The following is a 3,408-nucleotide window of genomic DNA, read 5'->3' on the forward strand; positions in this document are numbered from 1 at the left end:
GGCCGGCCCGACGCGGAAGGACGATGAGACTGACGGGAAAGCCCCAACCCCTCCCCGAGACCGCCCCGCCGAGACCCCGCCCTCCCCCACCCCCGCCCGCCCTGCCGCCAGGGGCTCAACCCCGCAGCGCCCCCGCCAGCTGCCCCAGGAACGCCGCCACCGCGCCCGGGCCCGGGAGGACCAGGTCGGCGCGGGCCGCGAGTTCCGGGACCTCCGCCGAGCCGCTGCACACCAGGAGGCCCGGGAGGCCCTCCGCCCGGCGCTTCTCGACCGCCGAGTACGCCGCGAGGTCGCCCAGGTCGTCCCCCGCGTACAGGACCGGCCCCGCGTTCCGCTCCTGGAGGAACTCGGTCAGGGCGACGCCCTTGTCCATCCCCGGCGGCCGCAGTTCCAGGACGGCGCGCCCCGGCTCGACGATCAGGCCGTGGCGGGCGGCGAGCTCCGCGAGGGGTTCGCGCAGGGACTCGAACGCCGCCTCGGGGTCCTCGGCCCGGCGGGTGTGGACGGCCAGGGCCTGGCCCTTCTCCTCGATCCAGGTCCCCCGCCACGCCCCGATGGCGTCGAGGAAGCCGGGCAGCTCGGCCCGTACCGCCGCCACCCCGGGGTGTTCGGCGGGGGCGTGCACGACGCCGGTGACGGCGTCCCACCGCTCGGCCCCGTAGTGGCCGAGGACGACGAGGTGCTCCAGCCCGGGGACCCCGGCGAAGCCCCCGTAGCGGACGGCGACCCCGGCGGGCCGGCCGGTGACCACGGCCACGGCCTCCACCCGCGGGGCGAGTGCGGCCAGCGCCGGGACGGCGTCGGGGTGTGCGCGGGCCTGGTCGGGGTCGGGGACGATGTCGGCGAGGGTGCCGTCGAAGTCGAGGGCGACGACGGCTCTGCGGGGGTTGCGGAGGAGGGCTTCGAGACCCTCGCGTCCGGCGGCGGTGGCGGGCACGGGCATCGGCGGCTGGTGCGGATGGCTCCCCATGGGAACGACCCTACCGGCGCGGCCGGGACCCCGCCCAGACCCCTCCAGCCGTGATCCAGCCCGCGGGCGTCCAGGACCCCTCCGGAAGGACGCCGGGGCCTACCGCCGGGCCCGCTGGGCCTCGCGGATGCGGCGCAGGCGGTTGACGGTGCCGGGGGCGTGGGCGAGGGCCCGGGGGTCGTCCATGAGGGCGTTGAGGAGCTGGTAGTAGCGCACGGGGCTCAGCCCGAGCGCCTCGCGTATCGCGCGCTCCTTCGCACCGGGGCCGGGCCAGCTGCGGCCCTCGTATGCGAGTACGGCGGCCTCGGCGTCGGTCAGGCGGCCCGCGGCCGGCTGCTCCGCCGCCCCGCCCGTCTCACCCGTCTCACCCGCCTGGCCGCCGTCTGTCATACCGCCACACTAACGCGCCCCACCGACACCGCCCGGCCCCGCAGGCCCGGCGGGGTGGGGCGCGGAGCCGGCCCCTCCGGGTCCTACTTCTCCCCGTCCGCCTTCCGTGCCGAGTCGGCTATCTGCTCCAGGACCTTCGCCGGCTGGCCGCCCGGCTGGACCGCCTTGCCGATGTTCTGCTTGATGTCCTCGCTGACCCCGGCCCAGGACTTCTTGCCCGCCGGGTAGAGGCGGGAGTTCGGGAGGGCGGTGAGGAAGGTGCGCAGCTGGGTCGCCGAGCCGCCGGTCGCGGACTCCATCGCGCGGTAGCCGCTGGTGGTGACGGGCAGGAGGTCGTACTGGTTGGTGAAGGTGGTCACGTTCTTCGCCGCGTACAGCTGGTCGAGGAACTTGCCGGCCTCCTTCCTGTGCCCGTTCTTGAAGGCCATGACCCAGTCCGCGACGCCCATCGTGGAGTGGTCGGTGCCGTCGACGGTCGGCATGGCGACCATGCCGAACTTCACGCCCTTCCCGGCGGCCTGCTTCAGCAGCGTCGGGTGGCCGTTGAGCATGCCGACCTCGCCGCGCGTGAAGCCGTCGAAGGCGGCCTGGCGGTCGAGCTTGCCGGGTTCGACGGGGCCGGTGAGGCCCTGGCCGACCATGCGGTCGCGGAGGAATTCGAAGGTCTTGACGTTCTCCGGGGCGTCGATCGCGTAGGCCTCTTCGTTGTCGGTGTAGCCGCCTCCGCCGGACAGCAGCCACATCATCGTCTCGGCCTGCGCCTCCTCGCGGCCCAGCGGCAGCGCGAAGGGGGTGGGTACGCCCGCGCCCTTGAGCTTCTTCGCCGCCGCCTCGACCTCGGCCCAGCTCTTGGGCTGCCAGGGGGTGGAGCCGTCCTTGGGGATGATCCCGGCGTCGCCGAGGAGCTTGGTGTTGTAAAAAAGCAGCCGCGTGCTGGCGACGAAGGGCATGCCGTACTGGACGCGGCGGACCTTGCCGGCGTCGGCGAGCGGGGCGAGGAAGTCGGCCTCGGTCTTCACCGACAGCAGTTCGTCGGCGGTGTAGAGCTTGCCGGCCTCGGCGTAGTCGGCGTAGGCGCCGATCTGGGCGATGTCGGGGGCCTTGCCGGCCTTGACCATCGCGGCGACCTTGGCGTCGACCTCCGACCACGAGTAGACGCTGACCTCGACCTTGACGCCGGGGTTGTCCTTCTCGAAGGCGGTGGCGAGGTTCTTCCAGTAGGCGGCGGAGGAGTTCTGCGGATTGTCGCCGTAGTCGGCCGCCACGACCCGGAGGGTCACCTCGTTGTTCCCGGAGAGGCCCGGTACGGCTCCACAGCCGGTCAGCGTCACTCCGGTCAGCCACAGTGCGGCGCCGGACGCGGCCAGCCTCAGGTAACGGCCCTTCACAGTTCTCGATCCACCCCAGGTTGTACGTACGATCCACGTAAGGTCTACACCACTTTGGCGGCTGCACCACATCTGGCGGAGGCCTCGCGCCCGGACTGTTTCCAAACCGTCTCCGAGCGCGGCCCGGGCATGGCCCGAACGGCCCTTCCGGATTTGTATGGCCGCTCAACAATCCCGCCCAATGGACTAGACCTTTCCCCTTCAAGCACGCGAGACTGTCTTCTGTGAAACCCGTGAAACACGTCATCGCCCTCGATGTGGGCGGCACCGGGATGAAGGCCGCCCTCATCGCCGGAGACGGCACCCTGCTGCACGAGGCGCGCCGCGCCACCGGCCGCGAGCGGGGCGCCGACGCCGTCGTCGAGACGATCCTGGACTTCGCCGCCGAGCTCCTCGACCTCGGCCGGGACCGCTTCGCCGCGGCCGCCTCGGCCGCCGGGGTCGCGGTCCCCGGCATCGTCGACGCCGAGCGCGGCATCGCCGTGTACGCGGCGAACCTGGGCTGGCGCGACGTCCCCCTGCGCGAGCTGCTCGCCGCCCGCCTCGGCGGCGTCCCGGTGGCCCTGGGCCACGACGTCCGCACGGGCGGGCTCGCCGAGGGCAGCATCGGCGCCGGCCGGGGCACCGACCGCTTCCTGTTCGTCACCCTCGGCACCGGCA

At 73.4% G+C, this 3,408-nt stretch carries 4 protein-coding genes; 1 reads left to right on the top strand and 3 read right to left on the bottom strand.

All coding sequences use genetic code 11. The features are described from left to right. Positions 1 to 115: 115 nt before the first annotated feature. The 3 genes from otsB to ACFVXK_RS37655 form a co-directional block, all read right to left on the bottom strand. Positions 116 to 970, bottom strand: coding sequence for a trehalose-phosphatase (gene otsB / locus ACFVXK_RS37645; RefSeq protein WP_389621596.1), 855 nt, complete (start codon positions 968 to 970; stop codon positions 116 to 118). Between the two features lie 99 nt (positions 971 to 1,069). Next, complete coding sequence (locus tag ACFVXK_RS37650) at positions 1,070 to 1,360, bottom strand: DUF3263 domain-containing protein (protein ID WP_389621599.1); 291 nt, start codon at positions 1,358 to 1,360, stop codon at positions 1,070 to 1,072. Between the two features lie 83 nt (positions 1,361 to 1,443). Next, positions 1,444 to 2,685 carry an extracellular solute-binding protein gene (locus ACFVXK_RS37655; protein WP_389621603.1) on the bottom strand — a complete coding sequence of 414 codons (1,242 nt, stop codon included), beginning with the start codon at positions 2,683 to 2,685 and terminating at the stop codon, positions 1,444 to 1,446. A 296-nt stretch (positions 2,686 to 2,981) separates the two neighbouring features. Between ACFVXK_RS37655 and ACFVXK_RS37660 the strand changes: the two genes are divergently transcribed. Then, positions 2,982 to 3,408, top strand: a 427-nt coding sequence (locus tag ACFVXK_RS37660; RefSeq protein WP_389621606.1) for an ROK family protein, incomplete at its 3' end; no start/stop codon positions are given.

The organism is Streptomyces sp. NPDC058157 (genome assembly GCF_042884105.1).
Classification (GTDB): domain Bacteria; phylum Actinomycetota; class Actinomycetes; order Streptomycetales; family Streptomycetaceae; genus Streptomyces.